Source organism: Microbacterium sp. LMC-P-041, from assembly GCF_030209555.1.
Classification (GTDB): domain Bacteria; phylum Actinomycetota; class Actinomycetes; order Actinomycetales; family Microbacteriaceae; genus Microbacterium.
In genome coordinates, this window is record NZ_JARVRV010000001.1 from 213,521 (window position 1) to 231,242 (window position 17,722).

The following is a 17,722-nucleotide window of genomic DNA, read 5'->3' on the forward strand; positions in this document are numbered from 1 at the left end:
TTTTTGTCTTGCTGGGGTACCTGGACTCGAACCAAGAACAACGGAACCAGAAACCGCCGTGTTGCCAATTACACCATACCCCAAGGGCGAAACCGGAGTCTCGCACCGAGAGTCAAGCTTACCCGAGCCGCGGCCCTAATGCCAAAACGCCGCCGTTCGTCCGGGCGCGTCGCGGGCGGGGATGACGAGGGAGAGCACTCATCGGCGACTCTCCCTCGTCGACCAGGCCGTCTCAGCCGGCCAGGAACTCCGACAGCAACCGGAGCCGTCGCAGCGACTCGTCCTTGCCCAGGAGCTCCATGGATTCGAACAGCGGCGGCGAGATGCGGCGTCCCGTGATCGCGACACGCGGAGGACCGTAGGCGACACGCGGCTTGAGCTCGAGGCTCTCGACGAGCGCCGCTGCGAGAGCCTCCTGAATCTTCTCGGGCGTGAAGTCGGTCACCGGCTCGAGAGCCACCACGCACGCGTCGAGCACCTCGCCGGCGTTCGCAGGGAGCCCCTTGAGCGCGTCGGCGTCATACGAGACGTCGTCGGAGAAGAGGAAGCCGACCATGCCGGGCACGTCGCCGAGCAACTGCACGCGCTCCTGCACGAGCGGGGCGACCCGGAAGGCGAGCACGAGCTCTTCGTGAGTCGGCTCGTCGAAGAGGCCGGCGGCCGCGAGGTACGGGATCGTCCTCTCGGCGAAGTCCTTCTCGTCGAGCTTGCGGATGTGGTCGCCGTTGATCGACTCGGCCTTCTTCTGGTCGAACCGAGCCGGGTTCGGGTTGACGTCCACGATGTCGAACGCCTCGGTGAACTCCTCGAGCGTGAAGACATCGCGGTCGTGACCGATGGACCAGCCGAGCAGCGCCAGATAGTTCAGGAGACCCTCGTGGATGAATCCGCGATCCCGGTGCAGGAAAAGATCCGCCTGAGGGTCGCGCTTGGAGAGCTTCTTGTTGCCCGTCTCGCCGAGCACGAGCGGCATGTGAGCGAACCGCGGGACGAACGTGGTGACGCCGGCGTCGATCAGGGCCGCGTACAGCGCGAGCTGACGAGCCGTGGAGGGCATCAGGTCTTCGCCGCGCAGAACGTGCGTGATGCCCATGAGCGCGTCGTCGACGGGATTCACGAACGTGTAGAGCGGGATCCCGTTCGGACGCACCACCACGAAGTCCGGGAAGGAACCGGCGGGGAAGGTCACCTCACCGCGGATCAGATCGACGTAGGTGAGGTCCTCGTCAGGCACGCGCAGTCGGAGTGCCGGCTGACGACCCTCCGCGCGGAACGCGTCCTTCTGCTCGGTCGTGAGATCCCGGTCGTGATTGTCGTAGCCGAGCTGCTTCGCGCGTCCGGCCGCCTCGTTGCGGGCGTCGATCTCCTCCGCCGTGGAGAAGCTCTCGTACAGGGCGCCGGAGGCGAGGAGCTTGTCGATCACGCCGCGATAGATGTCGTGACGCTCGGACTGGCGGTACGGGGCATGCGGCCCACCGACCTCGACGCCCTCATCCCAGTCGATCTTGAGCCAGGTCAGAGCGTCGACGAGCTGGCGGAAGCTCTCCTCACTGTCGCGCGCGGCGTCGGTGTCCTCGATGCGGAACACCATCTTCCCGCCGTTGTGGCGGGCGTACGCCCAGTTGAAGAGGGCCGTGCGGACCATGCCGACGTGCGGCAGTCCGGTGGGCGAGGGGCAGAAGCGGACGCGTACGTCGGAGCCGCTGGCGGTCGTGGTGAGGGGGTGCGGGGTAGCCATATCCCCTCGATTCTAGTTGCCGGGTGGCGTCTCGACCTCCCCGATCGCCAGCGGTCGCGGGCCGCTCAGGAGGGGTCACCGTGGGTAACAGTCCCTCACCCTGGGTAACAACCCGCATTCGACGCCGACGCGCTCCTATCGTTGCCGCATCGACCAACCGGAAGGGTGACACCATGACAATCACGGATGCAGTGACGACAGGCCTCAGCGATCGCTGGCGCGGCACGCCAAGACCTCAGACCAGCCTCGAGTGGATCGACCGCGCCGAGGAGGTGGCCGACATCCTCGCGGTGGATGCCGTCGAGCGGGACCGCGCGAATGCGACCCCTCGGGCCGAGGTCCAGCTGCTCAAGGACTCGGGGCTGGTCACCCTGCTCGGCCCTCGCGCCCACGGCGGCGCCGGTGAGAGCTGGGACACCGCCTACAAGGTGATCAGGGCGGTGGCCCGCGGCGACGGGTCGATCGGACAGGTCCTCGGGTATCACTACCTCTGGGCGTGGGCGGCCCGTCTCGTCGGAACCGAAGAGCAGATCGCCGCGGTCGAGGAGCTGTACACCGCGAACGACTTCGTCTTCGGCGGCGCGGTCAACCCGCGCGACTCCGACTTGGTGATCCGCGAAGACGGCGATGATCTCGTGTTCTCCGGGCGCAAGTCCTTCTCGACGGGCGGCCAGATCTCGGACCTGACCGTCCTCGAAGGCGTCCTCGAAGGCACCGAGACGCACATCTTCGCGATCGTCCCCACGGCTCAGGAGGGGATCGTCTTCGGAGACGACTGGGACAACCTGGGGCAGCGACTCACCGAATCGGGCTCGGTCGAGATCCGCGACGTCCGAGTCCCCTGGTCGGCGGCAGCCGGCTTCGTCGACCGGGTGTTCCGCCCCTTGACCTACAACACTCTGAACGTGCCGACCATCCAGCTCGTCTTCGCGAACTTCTACCTCGGCATCGCACAGGGTGCCCTCCAGACGGCATCCGCCTACACGCGATCTGTGACACGCCCGTGGCCGTACGGCGGCGATGACAAGCAGCACGCGACAGACGAGTGGTATCTGCTCGAAGGCTATGGCGAGCTGGCATCGAAGCTGTGGGCCGACGAAGCGCTGCTCGATGCCGTGGGCGCCGAGATCAGTGCGGTGCTGCATGCCCCGCGCGAAGAACTCACTGCACGTCGACGTGGCGAGATCGCCGTGCGCATCGCGGCGGGGAAGCTGCGCATCGTCGACGACGGCCTGGAGGTCGCCACGAAGATCTACGAGCTCACCGGCGCCAGGGCCTCGGCCAATTCGGTCGGCCTCGACATCTTCTGGCGCAACCTGCGCACGCACAGCCTGCACGACCCGATCGCGTACAAGAAGCGGGAGGTCGGCGACTACGTGCTGCGCAACGAGGTGCCTGAGCCGACCTGGTACACCTGATCGCCGCGATTCAGGTGCTCCTCGGTGCCGCGCTCACGGAGGCGGTCGCGGCACCGAGGAGCCCTGGGCATTCTGCCCTGGGCGGTCTCAGCCTCGCGGCGCGACGGCGACCGCCGCAGAGTGCGCCAGCGGCAGGCGTCCGGCGATCGACCGCTCGGCGCACACGAGCTCGAAGGCCGCGCGGAACGAGCGCCGATCGGTGTCGTCGAGCGCACGGTAGAACTGACCGGCTCCCCCGACGCCTCCCTCGGCGGACGCCCACAGCGCAGTCGCATCGGCCGACCACGTCCAGGTGATCTCAGACACCTGCGGGCGCGGCCAGCCCGCGTCGTCGAGCATCCTCGCGAAGCCGTCGACGGTGCGCTCGAAGTCCTTCTCCGGCGGCAGTCGCTCCCCCGTCGCAGGAATGAGTGCCGCACGCTCGCACACCTCCCGCCAGAGCCAGGTGGGCGAGTTCGTCCAGATCGTCGCCGACACCAGATCTGCGGAGACGCGGAGGAGCTCCGCCGCGGATGCTCGGGGGTCGGCGACGTGGTTCAGCACGAAGTTCGCCACGACGACGTCGAACTGGCCGTCCTCGAAAGGCAGGTCAGGCAGCGTTCCGTCGTGCACCGGAATCTCGGGATGCTCGCGCAGCGCGACGTCTCGCATCGTCGGCTCGGGCTCGCATCCGGTCGCATCCCAGCCGGCATCGGCGAATGCGGCCGTGAGCATTCCCGTGCCCGACCCCACGTCGAGCAGCGTCCGCTCCCCAGGGGTTCCGAACGCTCCGAGCAGGGCCTCCGCGGTCCCGACGCAGAGCGACGCGTAGGAGTCGGCGTATGCGCGCCCGGTGCCCGCCCAGTCCTTCATCCGCGCGAGCGGCCGAGCGGCGACAGCGCGACGATGGCGATGACGATCACCGATGCCGCGATCCCGAGCCCTGCGTACTGGAAGTTCGCGAGCACCACACCCGCGAGCACAGCGCCTGCTGCGGCCGAGAGGCTCATCAGCGAATCGCTGCGGCCCTGCCTACGCGTGCGGATCTCGGGGGCACTCGACTCGGTCAGCAGCGCGGCCCCTGCCACCGTCGCCGCGCTCCATCCGAGTCCCAGCAGGATGAGAGCGACGATCACGCCCCACTCGCGATCGTTCGCGAAGACGGCGAAGGCGAGCGCCCCACCGAGAAGGATCTGCCCCAGCAGAACCACGCGCAGCCGGCCCCATCTGTCGGCGAGGATGCCGAAGACGGGCGACAGCGCGTACATGCCTCCGACGTGCAGGGCGATCGTGATGCCCACGAGAGCCGAGACATCGGCCGGGGTGGGCGCCATGCCGTGAGCACCGTGCGCCATGTGGGCGAGGTGGACAGGGGTCATCGCCATGACGGAGGCCATCACCACGTGCGAACCGGCCACCGCGAACATCGCGTAGCGCGCGACCACAGGTCGGTCGGCGACGACGGCGCCCGTCGCCTTCGCGGCCGCCGAGGCGAGCCGCTGCGCTGCCAGAAGCGGGTCGGGGCGGAGCGCCACGAGGTACAGGACGAGCGCGACGCACTGAGCGACGAACGAGAAGGCGTAGGAACCGGTCTGTGGCGGCATGCCGATCGCCGCCCCGACGATCTCCCCCGGCCCCAGCAGCAACGGCCCAGCGACACCGCCGATGGTGGTCGCCCAGACCACGATCGAGAGATCCCTTCCGCGATGCTGTGGTGCGGCGAGGTCGGTCGCGGCGAACCGCGACTGCAGATTGCCCGCATTGCCGGCGCCGATCATCAGGATGCCGACGAGCAGCAGCGGGAACACCCGCACCGACGCCGCGAGGATCACCACCGCGATGCCGACGAGTGCGAAGAGGTTTCCCAAGGTGAGGGCTCGGCGTCGGCCCACCTTGGCAGCCAGGCGCGCGAGCGGGATGGCGCACAGCGCGGCGCCGAGGGTGACCGACGCCGTCGCGAGCCCCGAGAGGGCGTCGCTGCCCGAGATGTCGGCCGCAAGCAGAGCGCCGAGAGACACCGTCGCCCCGAAGGCGATCCCGCCCAGTACCTGCCCTGTGGAGAGAACCAGCACGGTTCGCCGCTGCACCGCCGCCTGCTGAGCAGCCGTGAGGGCGACGCCGGTCATGATGCGCGCACGGCGTCGCGCACGGTGTTGCGCAGGATACCCAGTCCGGTGATCTCGACCTCGACGGTGTCCCCGGCGACGAACTCCCCCACACCTGCCGGCGTACCCGTGAGGATGACGTCGCCGGGGAGCAGCGTGAAGGCCGCCGAGGCATGCTCGATGATCGCCTCGACCGAGTGGATCATGTCGGTGAGCGGGGCCTTCTGCCGCACCTCGCCGTTGATGCGGGTCTCGATCGTCGCGACCGAGGGGTCGAAGTCGGTGCTGATGGTCGGGCCGAGAGGGCAGAAGGTGTCGAAGCCCTTCGCCCGAGCCGACTGACCGTCCTTGCGCTGGAGGTCACGCGCGGTGACGTCGTTGGCGATCGTGTAGCCGAGCACGTGATCGAGGGCATCCGCGGCCTTCACGTTCTTCGCGACCCTGCCGATCACGACAGCGAGCTCACCCTCGTACTCGGTCTGCTCCGAGATCGAGGGGCGCACGATGGCGTCTCCCGGGCCGATGACGGCGGTGTTGGGCTTGAGGAACAGCAGCGGCTCCTCGGGGGCGACTCCGCCCATCTCGGCGGCGTGATCGTGGTAGTTCTTGCCGACGCAGACGATCTTGGAGCGCGGGATCACCGGAGCGAGGATCACCGCGTCCGCGATCGGCACCCGGTCACCCGTGGGCTCGTAGCCCGCGAAGAGCGGATCGCCGGAGAGGACGACGAGGTCGGTGTCATCGACGATCCCGAAGAGGATGGCGTCGTCATGGCTGAATCGGGCGATCTTCATGCCACCAGCCTATCCAGCGTGATGCACGACGAGACCCCGCTGCACGGAAGCGCAGCGGGGTCTCGAGAGTACGAAGGCTCAGGCGTCGAGCCGCAGAAGCCAGCCGTGCTTGTCCTCACGGCGGCCGTACTGGATGTCGGTGAGCTCTTCGCGCAGCGACAGGGCCAGTTCGCCGAGCGGCTGCGGCTCATCGAAGCCCTCGCCGACGAGAGCACCGATGGGAGTCACGACGGCGGCGGTGCCGCAGGCGAAGACCTCGACGATATCGCCTGAGGCCACACCCTCGCGCCACTCGTCGATGGAGATCGGACGCTTCTCGACCGCGTAGCCGCGGTCTTCGGCGAGCTGCAGCAGCGAATCGCGTGTGATCCCCTCGAGGATGCTGTCGGACTCGGGCGTCACGACGCGGCCGTCTTTGAAGACGAACACGACGTTCATGCCGCCGAGCTCCTCGACGTTGCGCTGCTCGTTGAGGAACACGACCTGGTCGCAGCCCTTCGCGCTCGCCTCACTCTGCGCGAGCAGGCTCGAGGCGTAGTTGCCGCCGGTCTTCGCCTTGCCGGTGCCGCCCTTGCCGGCACGGGCGTAGTCCTCGGAGAGCCAGATCCGCACGGGCTTCACTCCCCCGGTGAAGTACGCTCCGGCTGGGCTGGCGATCACGTAGTACGCGACCTTCTGAGCCGCGCGAACACCGAGGAAGGCCTCCTTGGCGAACATGAACGGACGCAGGTACAGGCTCTGGTCGGCACCTGAGGGAACCCAGCGACCGTCGACCGCGATGATCTCGCGCAGCGACTGGATGAAGTACTCGGTGGGCAGCTCCGGGAGCGCGAGTCGACGCGCGCTGGCCTGCAGTCGTGCCGCGTTGCGGTCGGGGCGGAACGTGTGGATCGAGCCGTCGGCGTGACGATAGGCCTTGATTCCCTCGAAGATCTCCTGGGCGTAGTGCAGCACGGACGCGGCCGGGTCGAGCGGGATGGGTCCGTAGGGCTGCACGCGCGGCCGGTGCCATCCGCCCTTGACGGACCAGCAGATGTCGACCATGTGGTCGGTGAACACGACACCGAACCCCGGGTTCTCGTGAACCTCGGCGACCCGACCGGGCGTCGCGGCGGTCAGGTTCTTGGTCACAGCGAAATCCAGCGGAGCCACGGTGGTCTCGGCGTCGATGGTCGTCATCTCGTCATCCATTCCTCATGCGGCGCGCATCCTCGCGCCGTCTCAGCCTACGCCTGTCGGTCAGAGCAGAGCAGCGATCGCGGAGCCGATCTCCGCGGTCGTGCGCGCACCCGTGCGGGTCGCGATGTCGGATTCGACGGCGGCACTCACTCGAGCGGCCTCCGCTCCGAGTCCGAGGTGATCGAGCAGCAGCGCGACCGACAGGATCGCCGCGGTGGGGTCGGCCTTCTGCTGCCCCGCGATGTCGGGAGCCGAGCCGTGCACCGGCTCGAACATCGACGGGAAGGTGCCGTCGGGGTTGATGTTGCCCGATGCGGCGAGTCCGATGCCGCCGGTGACAGCGCCTGCGAGATCGGTGAGGATGTCGCCGAAGAGGTTGTCGGTGACGATCACGTCGAAGCGCGAGGGATCGGTGACGAGGAAGATCGTCGCGGCATCGACGTGCAGGTAGTCGACGGACACGTCGGGATGCTCGGACGCGACCTCGTCGACGACGCGCTGCCAGATGGCGCCGGCGTGCACGAGCACGTTCGTCTTATGCACGAGGGTGATCTTCTTGCTGCGACGTTCGGCGAGATCGAACGCGTATCGCACGACCCGCTCGACACCGAATGCCGTGTTCACGGACGTCTCGTTGGCGACCTCGTGCGGTGTGCCCTTGCGGATCGCGCCGCCGTTGCCGACGTACGGCCCCTCAGTGCCCTCGCGGACGACGACGAAGTCGATCTCGCCGGGGTTCGCGAGCGGACCCGAGGCACCGGCGAAGAGCTTGGACGGACGCAGATTGACGTAATGATCCAGCGTGAAGCGGAGTTTCAGCAGCAGGCCGCGCTCGATGTTCGCGTCCTTCAGGCGCGGGTCTCCTGGCGTGCCGCCGACCGCGCCGAGCAGGATCGCGTCGTGTTCGGAGATCGACTGCAGATCATCGTCGGTGAGAGTGTCGCCCGTCTCGAGGAAACGGGCGGCGCCGAGCGAGAAGCGCGTCTTGTCGAACGTCACATCGCTCGATGCGGTGACCGCGTCGAGGACCTTCTCGGCCTCGGCGACGACCTCTGGGCCGATTCCGTCACCGGGGATGACGGCCAGCTTCACGACACGCGACATGACACTCCTTGCATCGGGATGGACCGGCCGACGCTCGGATGCATGCCGAGCGGGCCGGTCCTCCCAGCGTACTGGTCAGTGCGAGGGCGCCTTGCGCAGTGTGACGGCGGCGATCACCCCGGCCACGATCACCAGGCCCGCGCCGATCAGCGAGGTCACCAGGACACCCGATCCGAAGGCGGCGGCAGCCGCATCCCACAGCGCGTCTCCGAGCTGCGCGGGCAGATCCTTCGCGGCAGTGTAGGCGCCGGCCAGCGTCTCCGTCGCGGCGTGCGCCGCCTCCGCTGGGATGCCGGAGGGAATCACCAGCGCCCCGCGGTAGAACGCGGTGATCAGGCCGCCGAGGACGGCGGTGCCGAGCACCGCTCCCAGCTCGTAGGCGGTCTCGGAGACGGCGCTGGCCGCGCCCGCCTTCTCGGCCGGAGCACTGGACAGGATCAGCTCATTCGAGATCGTCTCCGCCGCCCCGATGCCGATGCCCAGCACCACGAAGGCGATGATCAGCGGAGCGACGCCGTGATCCGCCGTCGTGAACGCGACCAGGAGGTAGCCGGCCACAGAGAACGCGAGACCGGCGGGCACGAGCACGTGCGGTGGCACTCGCCGTGAGATCGGCACGACCGAGAGGCCGGCGACGATCATCGCGGCCATTCCGGGCACGAGCGCTGCGCCGGCCGTCATCGGCGAGAGACCGAGGACGAGCTGCAGGTGCTGCGACACGAAGTAGAGGAAGCCCACGAGCGCCACGACGCTCAGGAGGTTCACGAGGATCGCCCCCGAGAAGGAGCCCCGGCGGAACAGCTGCATGTCGAGCATCGGGACCTCGGCAGCGAGCTGACGCCGCACGAAGAGATACCCCATCACGATGCCGAGCAGCGCCCACGCCCCCGCAGTGAGGCTGGGGCCGTCGACGGCGAGCGACTTGATCGCGTAGACGACCGGGATCATCGCTGCCATCGAGAGCATGATGCTGACGATGTCGATGCGTCCGGGGTGCGGGTCGCGGCTTTCGGGAACGAGCAGCGGCGCCGCGATGAGGAGCGGGATCAGCACGGGCACGGCGATCAGGAAGACCGAGCCCCAGTCGAAGTGCTCGAGCAGGAAGCCGCCGACGATCGGGCCGAGGGCCGAGCCCGCGGAGAACGCCGACGCCCAGACCGCGATGGCGAGTCGCCGCTGATCGCGGTTCGTGAAGATCGAGCGCAGCAGCGAGAGGGTCGACGGCATCAGCATCGCACCGAAGAAGCCGAGCAGCGCTCGCGCGGCGATGAGAAGACCTGCCGTGGGGGCGAACGCAGCGAGTGCCGACACGGCCGCGAAGCCGGTCGCGCCGATCAGCAGCATCCGACGACGCCCGAAGCGGTCTCCGAGTGTGCCCATGGTCACGAGCAGCCCGGCGAGCACGAGCGGATACACATCGATGATCCACAGCTGCTCCGCTCCGGTGGGCGCGAGCGCGATGGAGATCTCGGGCAGTGCGAAGCTCAGCACCGTGTTGTCCACCGACACCAGGAGCACCGGCAGCATGAGCACGACGAGTGCCGCCCAGCCACGGGCGCCGACGCGGGGAGCATCCGTCTCTGTCGTCGGGATCGACGCAGTACGGGTCATGGAACACCTCTCAGGATTACGACGGCATCGTTACTGAACCGTCCAGATGGTATAGTAACAGAATCGTCATACGGCCGCGCTACTGTGAATCGAGACGAACAGAGGATCCCCGATGCCCCGACCTCCCCTCGCCCGCGAACGCGTCCTGGACGCCTTCGAATCGATCGTCATCGAAGACGGTGAGCGGGCGGCCACGTTGGATGCGACAGCGAAGGCCGCCGGCGTGTCGAAGGGCGGCCTCCTCTATCACTTCGGCTCGAAGGACGAGCTGGCAGCGGGCCTCATCGAGCGCCTCGATGCGCTCACCACTCTGGATCTCGAGCGGATGACCTCGGCCGAAGAGGGCCCCGTCGCGTACTACGTGCGCACCTCCGTAATGGAGGACGACGCGCTGGACCGCGTCCTCATCGCCGCCACCCGCCTGGCCCAAGGCGGCTCGGCACCCGCTGCCGACGCGCTGCGACGCAACCGCGACCGCTGGGAGGACACGATCCGTCCTCATGTGCGGGATGCCGCGAGCCTCGATCTCGTGATGCTGCTCAGCGACGGTCTGTATTTCAACAACTCGCTCGATGTGCACGGTCCCGAGCGCCTGGTGCCGAGAAGTGACGAGCTGTCCGACCTGATCGCGCTCGTGCTGCGCGCCACCGCTCCCTGAGGCCGGGAACGACAGAGCGGGAGGAGCGACCTCCCGGTCGCTCCTCCCGCTCTGTCGGAGTCTCCCCTGCGATCAGACCTCGGTGATCTCGATCTGACGGAACAGGTCTGCGTCGATCTCGTTGCGCAGGTCGTCGAGCAGATCGTCCGAGACCGGCGAGTCGAGGGTGAGAACGCTGAGCGCCTGATCGCCCGCCCCCAGGCGCGAGATCTGCATGCCTGCGATGTTGATACCGGCCTCGCCGAACTTCTGACCGTAGACCGCGACGATGCCGGGACGGTCGGTGTAGAGCATCACGACGTGGTGCTTCTCGATCGGCAGCTCGAGGGCGTGGTCATTGATGGCGACCAGCTTCTCTGCCTGCTTGGGACCCGTGAGGGTCCCCGACACCGACAGCTGCGTGCCGTCGGAGAGCGCTCCGGCCAGAGTGATGACGTTGCGGTACTCGTCGCTCACGTCGTCCTTGAGCAGACGGACCGCGATACCGCGCTGGTCGGCGAGCAGCGGTGCGTTGACGTACGACACGGTCTCGCTGACGATGTTCGTGAAGACGCCCTTGAGCGCGGCGAGCTTCAGCACGCTCACGTCGTAGTCGTTGAGCTCGCCGTGCACCTCGACATCGAGGCTCGTGAGAGGCGACGTCGCGAGCGCCGCAAAGATCTGGCCGAGCTTCTCGACGAGCGAGATGCCGGGGCGCACATACGGGTCGATGACTCCCCCGGCCACGTTGACCGCATCGGGAACGAGGTCGCCGCCCAGCGCGAGGCGCACGGAACGCGCGACCGAGACCCCGGCCTTCTCCTGCGCCTCCTCCGTGCTGGCACCCAGGTGCGGAGTGACGACGACGTTCGGGAGGTCGAGCAGCGGACGAGCAGTTCCGCCCTCGGCCGGGGGCTCGGAGGTGAAGACGTCGAGACCCGCACCCGCGATCTCACCGGCGACGAGGGCCGCGTGCAGCGCTTCCTCGTCGATGAGGCCACCGCGGGCGACGTTGACGACGAAGGCCGTGGGCTTCATGGCCGTGAACTGCTCGGCACCGATCATGCCGGTCGTCTCCGGCGTCTTCGGCATGTGGATCGTGAGGAAGTCCGCCTCTGCGACGAGCTCGTCGAGCGAGAGGAGCTGGACACCGAGCTGCTGCGCGCGGGCCGAGGTGACGTAGGGGTCGTAAGCGACGACGCGCATGTCGAACGCGGCGAGGCGCGCGGCGACGAGAGCTCCGATGCGTCCGAGGCCGACGATGCCGACCGTCTTCTCGAAGAGCTCGGCTCCCGTGAACGAGCTGCGCTTCCACTGACCGGCCGCGAGCGATGCGTGTGCGGCGGGGATGCGACGGGCGAGGCTGAGGATGTGGCCGACCGTCAGCTCGGCGGCCGAGACGATGTTCGAAGTCGGCGCGTTGACCACCATGACACCCGCTGCGGTGGCTGCCTTGATGTCGACGTTGTCGAGCCCGACGCCCGCGCGGGCGACGACCTTGAGCTTCGGAGCGTGGGTGAGCGCCTCTTCGTCGATGTGCGTCGCCGAACGGATGAGCACCGCGTCGGCATCCGCGAGCGAGGCGAACAGCGCTTCGCGGTCGGTGCCGTCGACGTTGCGAACGTCGAAGTCGGGGCCGAGGGCCTCGATCGTGGCGGGAGAGAGAACTTCAGCGATGAGCACGACGGGCTTCGGCACAGGGATCCTTCGGGGCAGCGCGACAGGGGGCCGATGCGCCGCACACCGTGGGGGCGCGATCACTTCAACTGTACCCGAGCGGCTCCGCTGCTCCGTGCCGTGTGACGCCGTCTGTCAGAGAGCGACGGTCACGAGATCGGACATGTTGAGGATGCTGTAGCCGATCAGGCTCAGCCAGAACACCGCCACGACGCCGAGACCCGCCAGCAGCACCAGAGCGAGCTCGCCCGCGCGTCGCCGTCGCCCGATCACGTACGCGAACACGAAGACGAGCGCCGGGAACACCACTCCGAAGAGAAGGGTCATCCAGCCGATGCCGGTGAGTCCGCTCTGGGCCATGGAGACGAGATGAGCGACGGCATTCCAGATCGCATAGGCGTAGAAGAGTCCTGCGACTCCGAGCACGAGTGCATTGAGCCACCGCGGGGAGGCGGAGGTCGCCGGAGAGGTCGACTGCTCGGTCATGATCCGATCACCCCCACCGTCACGAAAGGCCAGGGCACGAGCAGCACGACTCCGAGCAGCAGCAGTCCGACCCGGATCCACGTCGCCTTCCCACGGGTCAAGACCCACACCGCGAGGAACCAGAGTGCGGGCGCCGCGACCGCGAGCACGAACCACGGCACGTACATGGCATCGGCCACGATCAGATTGGCCAGCGGCTTCAGCCGCATCCCTCCGACGACCCATCCGATGCTGTACAGGAGGTACACGCCGCCGACGACCCCGAGGGTCAGCAGCATCGCGGTGCTCAGGTGTGCTGATTCCTGCTCGTCCGGCATCGTGACGGTGCCGTCGGTCTCGACGCGACCGACGGCCTCGCTGCCGCGGCCGACGGCGTTCCAGCCGTCCGGCAGCGCCGCATCATCGGCGTGATCCCGCTGGGTGGACGCCTCGCTCTCAGAGCGCTTCGGAGTGCGCGCCTTCGGCGCGACGCCGTCGTCGCCGTCCCAGCTCAGGGCATCGTCGGAGTCGGAAGTCATGTCCCCAGCGTAGGACACGTCGTCCACTATGCTCGGGGGCATCTGGGCCACCGCGGCCCTCTCCGGAAGGGAAGCCAGTGGCCGAGCAGAACGACAGGGTCGACCAGAGCACACCGGGCGGAGCCGACGAGCCCGCCGCGGGATGGAAGCCGACAGCCGCGGCGAAGTCGCGGGCGACGACCTTCCGCTGGATCGCCGCGGTCCTGTGGGGTCTCGCCATCGCGGCCGAGGCGGTGTCGATCTTCTGGCTGCTCCGCCAGCGCGAGTACGTCGGCGAGGACGGCACGCTCGTGCGCGACCCCGACACGGGCCTCCTGGAAGAGCAGGGCGTCACGGCGCAGTTCCCGCAGTGGGCGTTCGTCACGCTTCTCGTCCTGCTCGTGGTCATCGCCGCGCTCGCGATCACCGGCTCGGTGCTCTGGAAGAAGGCCAACAGGCTCGACCCCGCGCGCCGATCCGAGACCGTGCGCTTCTTCGTGCAGAACCAGCTCGGCGCGATCATCGCGATCGTGGCCTTCCTCCCCCTGGTGATCCTGATCTTCCTCAACAAGGACATGAGCAAGGGGCAGAAGACGACGGCCGGCATCGTCGGCGTGGTCCTCGCCCTGCTCGCCACGGTGATCGGTGTCGACTTCAACCCGCCGTCCGTCGAGAAGTACACGGCCGACCAGTCGGCGGTCATCCTGATGCTCGGAAAGGACGAGGTCGTGTGGGTCGACGGCGGTGCGGTCTACCACGTGTGCGATGAGGTCTCCGACATCCAGACCGGCAGCGAGAAGCGCACCGGCACCACGGCTGAGGCCGTGGAGGCCGGCAAGAGCCGCCTCACGCTGAAGTTCGCCTCCGAGCTGCGCACCTGCGGTCTCGCCGTGCCCGAGAACGCCGACGAGATCGAGGACGCGTTGCGCGAGATCCAGGGCGGAGCGGTCGACACTCTTCTGCCCGCGCCGGTATGGGCCGACCCCGCCGACGCCCCGATCGAGGTCGAGGAGGCTCCGGCGGAGTGACCCGCAGAACCGCGAGAAGGGGCCCGGTGCGATCCGCACCGGGCCCCTTCTCTTCGACCGTCTCAGATCAGCGCGCAGCGCTGCCGTCGACGTAGTCTTCGTCCTGCTGCTTCCATGCGAAGAGCGAACGCAGCTCCTTGCCGGTGGCCTCGATCGGGTGCGTCTCCTCCTTGGCACGCAGTGCCAGGAACTCCTCGGCGCCGTTGTCCTGGTCGTCGATGAAGCGCTTCGCGAAGTTGCCGTTCTGGATGTCCGCGAGGATCGCCTTCATCGACTCCTTGACCTCGGGGGTCACGACGCGGGGACCCGAGACGTAGTCGCCGTACTCAGCAGTGTCGGAGACCGACCAACGCTGCTTCGCGATGCCGCCCTCCCACATGAGATCGACGATGAGCTTCAGCTCGTGCAGCACCTCGAAGTACGCGATCTGCGGCTGGTATCCCGCTTCGGTGAGCGTCTCGAAGCCGGCCTGCACGAGGTGGCTGACGCCACCGCACAGCACGGCCTGCTCGCCGAACAGGTCGGTCTCGGTCTCTTCGGTGAAGGTCGTCTTGATGACGCCGGCACGGGTGCCGCCGATGGCCTTCGCGTACGAGAGCGCCGTGGCCCACGCGTTGCCCGATGCGTCTCGCTCGACGGCGATGATGTCGGGGATTCCACGGCCGGCGACGAACTCGCGACGGACCGTGTGACCCGGAGCCTTCGGGGCGACGAGGATCACGTCGACGCCCTCAGGAGCATCGATGTAGCCGAAGCGGATGTTGAAGCCGTGCGCGAAGGCGAGCGTCTTGCCCTCGGTGAGGTTCGGTGCGATCGACTCGCTGTAGATCGTGCGCTGGTGCTGGTCAGGCGCGAGGATCATGATGAGGTCGGCCCACTGCGTCGCGTCGGCGACGGTCTTGACCGCGAATCCGGCCTCTTCCGCCTTCGGCGCCGACTTCGACCCCTCCTTGAGGGCGATGGCGACCTCGACACCCGAGTCGCGAAGGTTCTGCGCGTGCGCGTGACCCTGCGAGCCGTAGCCGACGATCGCGACCTTCTTGCCCTGGATGATCGACAGATCGGCGTCTGCGTCGTAGAAGATCTCGGTGCTCACTGGTTTCTCTCCTTGATTGATGTTCGTGTACGTGTGTGAAATCTGGTCAGCCGCGCAGGACGCGCTCGGTGATGCTCTTGCCTCCGCGGCCGATGGCGAGGAGGCCCGACTGCGCGATCTCCTTGATTCCGAAAGGCTCGAGGGCGCGGAGCATGGCATCGACCTTGCCCCTGTCACCGGTGACCTCGATCACCAGCGCGTCGGAGGCGTAGTCCACCACAGACGCGCGGAACAGGTTCGCCACCTCGATGACGTTCGACCTGGTCGCGTTGTCGGTGCGCACCTTGACGAGCATGTGCTCGCGCTGCACCGAGGTCGGGAAGTCGAGCTCGACGATCTTGATGACGTTGATCAGCTTGTTGAGCTGCTTGGTCACCTGCTCGAGAGGAAGATCCTCGAGATCGACGACGACCGTGATGCGCGAGATGCCAGGCACCTCGGTCACGCCCACCGCGAGAGAGTCGATGTTGAAGCCACGGCGTGCGAACAGTCCCGCGACTCGGGTCAGCAGGCCGGGGGTGTTCTCCACGAGGAGGCTCAGCACGTGAGTCGACATGGTCAGTCCTCCTCGTCGAATGCGGGCGCGTGCTCGCGGGCGTACTGGACGTAGCTGTTGCTCACGCCCTGGGGAACCATCGGCCACACCATCGAATCGGCGCTGACGACGAAGTCGATGACGACGGGACGGTCGTTCGTCTCGAGGGCGAGCTTGATCGCCGCGTCCACCTCCTCCTCCTTCTCCACGCGGATCGCGAGGCAGCCATATGCCTCCGCGAGCTTCACGAAGTCGGGGATGCGGACGGTGCCGTGACCGGTGTTGAGGTCGGTGTTCGAGTGGCGGCCGTCGTAGAACAGCGTCTGCCACTGGCGCACCATGCCCAGCGACGAGTTGTTGATGATCGCGACCTTGATCGGGATGTTGTTGATCGTGCAGGTGGCGAGCTCCTGATTGGTCATCTGGAAGCAGCCGTCACCGTCGATCGCCCACACCACACGGTCGGGCTCGGCGACCTTCGCGCCCATCGCAGCGGGAACCGAGTAGCCCATGGTTCCTGCGCCCCCGGAGTTCAGCCAGGCGTTGGGGCGCTCGTACTTGATGAACTGCGCAGCCCACATCTGGTGCTGTCCCACGCCCGCGGCGTAGATGCCCTCCGGCCCGGTCAGCTCACCGATCCGCTGGATCACGTACTGCGGAGCGAGGAGGCCGTCGGTCGTCGGCGCGTACCCGAGCGGGAACTCGTTGCGCAGCCCGTCGAGGTACGACCACCACTCCTCGGTGTCAGGGGTCGTGGTGGTGATCGCGGTGCGGAACGCCGACTCGAGATCGACCAGCACGTCGCGGACGTCGCCCACGATCGGCACGTCTGCGGTGCGGATCTTCGAGATCTCGGCCGGATCGATGTCGACGTGCACGACCTTGGCGTTCGGCGCGAAGAGCGCGGCCTTGCCGGTCACGCGGTCGTCGAACCGCGCCCCGAGGGACACGATCAGGTCGGCCTCCTGCAGCGCCAGCACCGCCGGAACAGTGCCGTGCATGCCCGGCATGCCGAGGTGCTGCTGGTGGGAGTCGGGGAATGCGCCGCGAGCCATGAGCGTGGTCACGACGGGCGCCTTCGTGGTCTCGGCGAGGGCGAGCAGCTCGGCAGACGCGCGACCGCGGATCACACCGCCGCCGACGTACAGCACCGGCTTCTTGGCCTCGGCGAGAAGGGTCGCCGCCGCCTGGATCTGCTTGCCGTGCGCCTTGGTCACGGGGCGGTATCCGGGCAGGTCGTACTTGGGAGGCCAGACGAACGGCGCCATCGCCTGCTGGGCGTCCTTCGTGATGTCGACGAGCACCGGTCCCGGTCGGCCGGTCGAGGCGATCTCATAGGCCGCCGCGATGGCGCCCGGGATCTCCGACGCATCCTTCACGAGGAACGAGTGCTTCGTGACCGGCATCGTGATGCCGACGATGTCGGCCTCCTGGAACGCGTCAGTGCCCATCAGCGTCGAGAACACCTGCCCGGTGATCGCGAGCAGCGGCACCGAGTCCATGTAGGCGTCGGCGATCGCGGTCACGAGGTTGGTCGCACCGGGACCCGACGTCGCGATGCAGACGCCGACCTTGCCCGAGGACGACGCGTAGCCTTCGGCGGCGTGTCCCGCTCCCTGTTCGTGCCGCACGAGGATGTGCCGCAGCTCGGCGGCGTCCATCAGCGGGTCGTAGACCGGGAGGATCGCTCCTCCGGGAAGACCGAAGACGTCCTTGACGCCGAGGAGCTCGAGCGTGCGGACCACGGCCTCGGCTCCGGAGATCTCCGGTGCGGCGGACTTGGGTGCGGGCGGCCTCGGCACAGCCGAGACGGTGTCAGCAGTCATGACACTCCTTCT

The 17,722-nt window shown here is 67.8% G+C and carries 16 protein-coding genes and 1 tRNA gene; 3 read left to right on the forward strand and 14 right to left on the reverse strand.

Annotated features, from left to right (window positions below; all coding sequences use genetic code 11):
- Positions 1-11: 11 nt before the first annotated feature.
- A tRNA-Gln gene (locus tag QRN21_RS01065) sits at positions 12-83 on the reverse strand.
- Positions 84-232: 149 nt separating this feature from the next.
- Positions 233-1,738, reverse strand: a complete 1,506-nt coding sequence (gene gltX / locus QRN21_RS01070) for a glutamate--tRNA ligase (protein ID WP_056278639.1) — start codon at positions 1,736-1,738, stop codon at positions 233-235.
- A 173-nt stretch (positions 1,739-1,911) separates the two neighbouring features.
- On the opposite strand from gltX, the gene QRN21_RS01075 reads away from it, so the two are divergent.
- Positions 1,912-3,156 carry an acyl-CoA dehydrogenase family protein gene (locus QRN21_RS01075; protein ID WP_053095871.1) on the forward strand — a complete coding sequence of 415 codons (1,245 nt, stop codon included), beginning with the start codon at positions 1,912-1,914 and terminating at the stop codon, positions 3,154-3,156.
- 87 nt (positions 3,157-3,243) lie between these two features.
- On the opposite strand, the gene QRN21_RS01080 is transcribed toward QRN21_RS01075, so the two are convergent.
- The 6 genes from QRN21_RS01080 to QRN21_RS01105 form a co-directional block, all read right to left on the reverse strand.
- Positions 3,244-4,008 carry a class I SAM-dependent methyltransferase gene (locus QRN21_RS01080; RefSeq protein ID WP_285362948.1) on the reverse strand — a complete coding sequence of 255 codons (765 nt, stop codon included), beginning with the start codon at positions 4,006-4,008 and terminating at the stop codon, positions 3,244-3,246.
- Positions 4,005-5,261 (reverse strand): MFS transporter, encoded by a 1,257-nt coding sequence (locus QRN21_RS01085; protein WP_187249546.1) that lies wholly within the window; start codon positions 5,259-5,261, stop codon positions 4,005-4,007. Before QRN21_RS01085 ends, QRN21_RS01080 begins: the two co-directional genes overlap by 4 nt.
- On the reverse strand, positions 5,258-6,034 hold the full coding sequence (locus tag QRN21_RS01090; protein WP_285362949.1) for a fumarylacetoacetate hydrolase family protein: 777 nt from the start codon (positions 6,032-6,034) through the stop codon (positions 5,258-5,260). The genes QRN21_RS01085 and QRN21_RS01090 overlap by 4 nt, the downstream gene beginning before the upstream one ends.
- Positions 6,035-6,112: 78 nt before the next feature.
- Positions 6,113-7,213: a branched-chain amino acid aminotransferase gene (locus QRN21_RS01095; protein WP_285362950.1), complete on the reverse strand. Its 1,101-nt coding sequence runs from the start codon at positions 7,211-7,213 to the stop codon at positions 6,113-6,115.
- 60 nt (positions 7,214-7,273) lie between these two features.
- Positions 7,274-8,317 carry a 3-isopropylmalate dehydrogenase gene (locus QRN21_RS01100; RefSeq protein ID WP_053095867.1) on the reverse strand — a complete coding sequence of 348 codons (1,044 nt, stop codon included), beginning with the start codon at positions 8,315-8,317 and terminating at the stop codon, positions 7,274-7,276.
- 75 nt (positions 8,318-8,392) lie between these two features.
- The gene (locus QRN21_RS01105) at positions 8,393-9,928 is read right to left on the reverse strand and encodes an MFS transporter (protein ID WP_072591168.1); all 1,536 of its coding nucleotides are present in this window, start codon (positions 9,926-9,928) and stop codon (positions 8,393-8,395) included.
- A gap of 112 nt (positions 9,929-10,040) precedes the next feature.
- Between QRN21_RS01105 and QRN21_RS01110 the strand changes: the two genes are divergently transcribed.
- The gene (locus tag QRN21_RS01110; protein ID WP_053095865.1) at positions 10,041-10,586 is read left to right on the forward strand and encodes a TetR/AcrR family transcriptional regulator; all 546 of its coding nucleotides are present in this window, start codon (positions 10,041-10,043) and stop codon (positions 10,584-10,586) included.
- Positions 10,587-10,658: 72 nt separating this feature from the next.
- Here QRN21_RS01110 and serA read toward each other — a convergent pair whose 3' ends face one another.
- From serA to QRN21_RS01125, 3 genes are all read right to left on the reverse strand, one after another.
- Positions 10,659-12,263 carry a phosphoglycerate dehydrogenase gene (serA, locus tag QRN21_RS01115; protein ID WP_053095864.1) on the reverse strand — a complete coding sequence of 535 codons (1,605 nt, stop codon included), beginning with the start codon at positions 12,261-12,263 and terminating at the stop codon, positions 10,659-10,661.
- A gap of 114 nt (positions 12,264-12,377) precedes the next feature.
- Entirely contained in the window at positions 12,378-12,728 is a 351-nt protein-coding gene (locus tag QRN21_RS01120; protein ID WP_285362951.1) for a hypothetical protein, read from the reverse strand.
- Positions 12,725-13,246 (reverse strand): hypothetical protein, encoded by a 522-nt coding sequence (locus QRN21_RS01125; RefSeq protein WP_285362952.1) that lies wholly within the window; start codon positions 13,244-13,246, stop codon positions 12,725-12,727. Before QRN21_RS01125 ends, QRN21_RS01120 begins: the two co-directional genes overlap by 4 nt.
- Positions 13,247-13,323: 77 nt before the next feature.
- On the opposite strand from QRN21_RS01125, the gene QRN21_RS01130 reads away from it, so the two are divergent.
- Positions 13,324-14,253 carry a hypothetical protein gene (locus tag QRN21_RS01130; protein ID WP_285362953.1) on the forward strand — a complete coding sequence of 310 codons (930 nt, stop codon included), beginning with the start codon at positions 13,324-13,326 and terminating at the stop codon, positions 14,251-14,253.
- A gap of 67 nt (positions 14,254-14,320) precedes the next feature.
- Here QRN21_RS01130 and ilvC read toward each other — a convergent pair whose 3' ends face one another.
- Genes ilvC through QRN21_RS01145 form a run of 3 tightly spaced genes read right to left on the reverse strand, consistent with a single transcriptional unit; the run spans position 14,321 to position 17,710 of the window.
- A complete protein-coding gene (gene ilvC / locus QRN21_RS01135) occupies positions 14,321-15,508 on the reverse strand; it encodes a ketol-acid reductoisomerase (protein ID WP_261987737.1) in 1,188 nt (395 codons plus the stop codon).
- On the reverse strand, positions 15,396-15,905 hold the full coding sequence (gene ilvN, locus QRN21_RS01140; RefSeq protein ID WP_056278631.1) for an acetolactate synthase small subunit: 510 nt from the start codon (positions 15,903-15,905) through the stop codon (positions 15,396-15,398). Before ilvN ends, ilvC begins: the two co-directional genes overlap by 113 nt.
- 2 nt (positions 15,906-15,907) lie before the next feature.
- Complete coding sequence (locus tag QRN21_RS01145; protein ID WP_285362954.1) at positions 15,908-17,710, reverse strand: acetolactate synthase large subunit; 1,803 nt, start codon at positions 17,708-17,710, stop codon at positions 15,908-15,910.
- Positions 17,711-17,722 lie beyond the last annotated feature (12 nt).